Consider the following 5,457-nt stretch of genomic DNA (forward strand, 5'->3'; position numbering starts at 1 on the left):
ACCGTCTTGTTCAGATCACTTTCACTGACCCCTTCTGGGTACTTAGGCCCTTCCGGATCCGTTGGATCGATCGGTGTACCTGGTTCTTGTGGATCCGTTGGTTCAACTGTGGTGCCACCATTATTGGTGTAAGTGACCGTAATGTTAGCAGAATCAGCTTTAAAGCCATCGACTGCGGCATTGTCTAATGATACAGCTGCAGCGTCTTTATCAGCGGAGTAACCTTTTAATTCAGGACTCGTTACGGCGGTAAAACCATCATTAGTCTTGTCATCATCCGTGTTCGTGCTTAACGTCCAGTCACTATAACCGAGCAATTCGCCAGTCTTCGAATCAACCGTTGCCGTCCGCGTATACTTACCCGTTTGGGTAACCGTCTTTGGCGTTGTAACTGTTGGTAAATCAGGATCAGTGACTACGTTATAGGTGATCGTCCGACTGACCGTCTTGTTCAGATCACTTTCACTGACCCCTTCTGGGTACTTAGGTCCTTCAGGATTATTTGGATCGATCGGCTTGGTTGGGTCCTTTGGATCAGTTGGTTGAACGATAATGCCACCGTTACTATTGTAAGTGACTTTAACGTCGCTTGTATTAGCCACAAAATTATCTACTTGGGTACTAGTCAGTTTTATCAAAGTAGCGTCTTTGTCGGCCGTATAACCAGCTAATTTTGGACTCGTTACCAATGTAAAACCATCATTAGTGTTGTCAGCGTCCGTATTAGTCCGTAATGTCCATTTACCGTAACTGATTAATTCACCAGTCTTGCCATCAACGGTTGCCGTCCGCGTATATTTACCGCTTTGCGTAACGGTCTTTGGTGTGGTAACAGTTGGCAACGCTGGATCAGTCACCACGTTGTACGTAATGGTCCGACTAACCGTTTTATTCAGATCATTTTCAGCCACACCTTCGGGGAATTTAGGCCCTTCTGGATTATTCGGATCGATTGGCTTGGTTGGGTCTTTCGGATCAGTTGGTTGGACAACGATTCCACCGTTAGTTTTGTAAGTGATCGCGACATTAGCTGAATCGGCTTTGAAGCCATCAACTGCAGTATTATCTAATGATACAGCGGCCACGTTCTTATCAGCCGTATACCCGACTAATTTTGGACTCGTTACGGCAGTAAAACCATCATTAGTCTTGTCACTGTCGGTATTAGTACTTAACGTCCATTCACCGTACCGCAAGAATTCACCGGTTTCAGCGTCAACGGTTGCCGTCCGCGTATATTTACCGCTTTGCGTAATGGTCTTTGGTGTGGTAACAGTTGGCAATGCTGGATCAGTCACCACGTTGTACGTAATGGTCCGACTAACCGTTTTATTCAGATCATTTTCAGCCACTCCTCCGGGATACGTCGGTCCAGTTGGATTGTTAGGATCAATTGGCGTGCCTGGTTGTTTCGGATCAGTTGGGTTAACTATGACCGTTTTGTTCTCAACATAATTAACGACAATTGTTGTCCCTTGCAGTGTTTCACCTTTGCCTAAGGTAACCGCCGCAGGAATGACCGCTGCTACAGTCAATTTATCTGGCGTGTAGCCTAAAATCTTGGGACTGTTGACCGCACCATAATTACCTTGAGGTGTAAATGCGGTTTTACCAGTGTTCTCGTTGGTAACAGATTTATACGTTACCCATTGAACAACATCGCCCGGCGTAGCTGCGCCAGCGCCAGTATAATGAATTGTTTGGGCTACTTTGACGTCTTCATTTTGGATAAACGTGTCAGCTTTTACTTCAACTGTCCGCGCAACGTCAAATTTTTCCTCGGTTTCTTTACCTAGATATTGGTTATCGTCATCACCAGGTACTGGATTATCAGCCGGATTAGTGGCCCGAACCGTCCCTAATGATGCAGCGGTAATGTTCGCGTTAGCGGCAATTGGATTGCCGTTTAAATCAACATTTTTAGTGTTAATGGTTGTTGCAGTTACAATATGCGAATAGCCAGGTTTAGCATTTACTGGTGTATAGGCTTTGATAACTGCACCATCAGCGACTGTATCATTAGCGGTTGCCGTACCAGTAGCGTTGGTTGTCCAATTTGAGTAAATTACCGCACCGTCATTGTCTAAATGTGCTGTCCGGTAAACCTTCACAGTTGAATTCGCAAATATGTGCGTCCCATAAAGTGGATCAGTCGCACTGACTGCTGTATTGACTGGCAAGTCCTTTTCAGCAGCACCTTTACCGGCAACATAGGTGATTGTTTCGTGGGCATTCCCCGTTAGATAAGTGACGCCGGTACCGGTAATCTCACCTGGGCTACCCGGTGTATAAATGATTGCCACAACTTGGATCGTTTTGTCGTCAGTATTATCATCAGTCAACTTAATTGAAATGGTGTCCCCAACTTTATAGTTAGGATAGTTTGGGTCATCAACTTTAAAACCAGCTGGTGCAGCGATAACGTAATTAACTGCCGGATCACTGATTTTCCCAACAATACCCTGATTAGCAACGATTTTACCGTCCTTGGTTACATAGGTGACGGTTGCTGAAGATGCTTTAGTCGCCACTAAATAGTTAAACATATTATTATAATCTGATACGTCTAACGCATACGAGGTATAAATACTGCCGCTTGTATCATTTTTACCAGCACTATTATAAGAAGTAAGGGTTGATTCACCAATGTGTGGGGTATACCAGTTTTTAGTATCATTCATCGAAACTGGGCTGATCCACATGAATGTCCCTGGTGCTACTTTGGGGTCGGTATCCAATACCCATTTAGAAGAATACGAGTCATCTGAATATTGAGTATAGACGATTTTATAACTCTTTTTTCCAGTCGTAGTTGGATTAGCTTGATAATCAGCCATTGCTTTTTGAACCGCTTGATATTCAGCATCGTAAACCGCTTTAATTAAATTATTCGTATTAGTCAGGTTATTAGAATAATCTGAATATTGGTTTCCTTTATTATCTAAGACAACTGTAGCCGACTGCGATTTTCCGGCGGAATTAAGATTGGTAACCATTGTATTGGTTTTAGTTAACAAATAAGCACTAGCATCTTGTGGTTTACCACTAATCGCTGCTTGGAAGGCTGCTTGCTTAATGTTGACGGTATTATTATTCAGGTACGTCGCCGTCGTCATGTAAAAACCATCATGGGCTAATTTCGTGGTATCTTGGGCACCATGATTATCGGTAAATAACGCCAACTTACCACCATTACGATCTGAAAGTAAATCTTTACCTTCAACAATGGTCGTCTTCAGGTTAGCAAGTGGCGTGCTTGGATTAAATGCGGTCGTATTTTGCAACAGATCATGCAGATAATCATTTTCGCCATCGATACCCGCAATATAGTCCGCTCTTTCAATAGTGTTACGTATTGAAGTATAAACGTTAGTTATATACTGCGAGAAGAAGATTGATGCGAATGGGACATCACCAATTTGCGTGGCAAGTGCTCCAAGATCCTGATAGGCGTATCCATTCATAATAGTGTACGTGATATCCGCAAACGTCGTGCCATCATTTAAAAATTGGACATCCCAATCATTTTGGCCGCCTAACGATACCGGATTACCCAGAATCGCTTTTTCCATATAAGACTGAATCGCTGGCTGGAACATCGGAATATAAGCCGCAAAAGCTTGATTTAATTGCCATAATGTGTCGCTGATTGCTTTGACTGCATTAGAATTAGCGGCACCAGCAACATAATTTGGCGAATTTATGTCTTGGACAGTTTTCATAGCAGCGATAGCGGCATTCTGATAGATCGTCCAAATATTCTTTTTATCATTTGAGGCAAGTGCAGAATTAAGTGCATTAGAGGCAATACCCAATACGTCTGCCGGCATATTGCTACCAGACACAGCGTCCTTATTATAGGCAATTGAATTTGCATATAAGCTTGGCTGATCCTTTAACCCCTCTCCTAAAGCGGTAAAATAGGCATCTTGCGCTTTAGCCCATAATTTAATATATGCCTGATAACCAGCCTGATAATTAGCATCATCAAGATGATCGGGTGCGTTATCAGTACCGCCAAACCCGAGAAAATTATTGTCAACATCAACACTATCGACCCACCAAGCCTTTGGATCAGTGATGTCAATGCCGTATGGCGTTGCCGTTTTTGGCATTGCTAAAATATCAGCATGGACTTGGGGGTAAGGAAGTAAAACGCTTTGGCCAACAGTTTCAGGTGATACATTTAAATGCACATCCTTCGACGTGTCAACACCATTGGCAATCCGCCCAGCCTCATATACTTTACCTAAGCCATATAAATTCCGTAAAGTTGTATAACCACCTGGTACAAGAGTTATTGAACCTGCTACGCCAACATTGTTTGCTGTAGCAGCTAATCCTTTTTTGTTGACAATATCATAACTAGCTTGCGCATAACCATTTTTATAACTCTGGCTAGTTGTATCTACAGGGACCGTTGCAGCGACAGCAGTAACTATTACTGGTTGATTAGTTTGCTCATAAGTTGCCTTAGCGCCTGCTTTAGCAGCTTCGAGTTCTGTATTAGTTGGATTCACTAAATTCGTGGCTGGCGTATCGGTTGCAGCTGGAACAGATCCATCAGTATTTTCTACTGATGTAACGGTCGTAGCGTTATCAACCTGTGTCGCGTCCGCCTGATCGGTTACTGTTTCAGTTGTAACTGGTTGAATAGTCGTTTCAACATTTTCAGCTGGTGTTGCTGGTTCGGTAACATCAGTAACTGGGGCCGGGGTAGCTACATCAACGTTCTCTGTAGCTAGAGCCGGGGCAGTTGTTCCCGCTGTATCCGTAGCAACTACTTCTGTGGCGTCGGCAGTTTCGGCGTCCGCATCACTACTTGCTGGCGTCAGCTCTGTCGTTGGCGCGGTACTTTGCGCCGCATGAACCTTATCTGGTTGCGCTGCTAAGCCAATCCCCAACGAAAGCATAGCAATCCCCGCAAAAACCCAATTTTTCCCATCTTTGTACATCTTATAATGCTGATCAATTTTAGTAGCATTTCTTAATCTATTGTTTTTGCCCATTTTAAAAACTCCCTCTCGGTATTATGAAAATAATATCCAGATATTACACCCATTTTTTTAAATCATTTATTGCTTAATCGATTATCTTTTTTGTAACCGCCTTCTTTCTGTGATATCAAGCTTATAATTTAAAAGATTTTTATTCAATAACTGTTCGGGCAATAATCACTGTCCAAAAGGGATAATTAAAAACTCAAAAACATTTTATTTATTTTTAAAACTGGCTATTAATGTGACTTCTACCACTATATTTATCAAAACCTCTGTCCAAAATTTTTGATTTAAACGATAAAAAAAGAGTCCCCAAATTGTCAAATCAAGTGCAACAGTATCGACCTATTCTTATAAATTGGTATAGTTAATCATCTAAATCAATGAATAGTTCACTGGCGCAGTTGTAGTTCAAGCTCCGACGTGGCCGGTGGTTAAGCGCGTCTTGGATTCCTTG

At 42.6% G+C, this 5,457-nt stretch carries 1 protein-coding gene; it reads right to left on the bottom strand.

All coding sequences use genetic code 11. From position 1 onward, the window contains the following. On the bottom strand, positions 1-5,009 hold a 5,009-nt coding region (locus EKM76_RS12660; RefSeq protein WP_191986921.1), incomplete at its 3' end, for a mucin-binding protein. Positions 5,010-5,457 lie beyond the last annotated feature (448 nt).

The organism is Loigolactobacillus zhaoyuanensis, assembly GCF_003946385.1.
GTDB lineage: Bacteria > Bacillota > Bacilli > Lactobacillales > Lactobacillaceae > Loigolactobacillus > Loigolactobacillus zhaoyuanensis.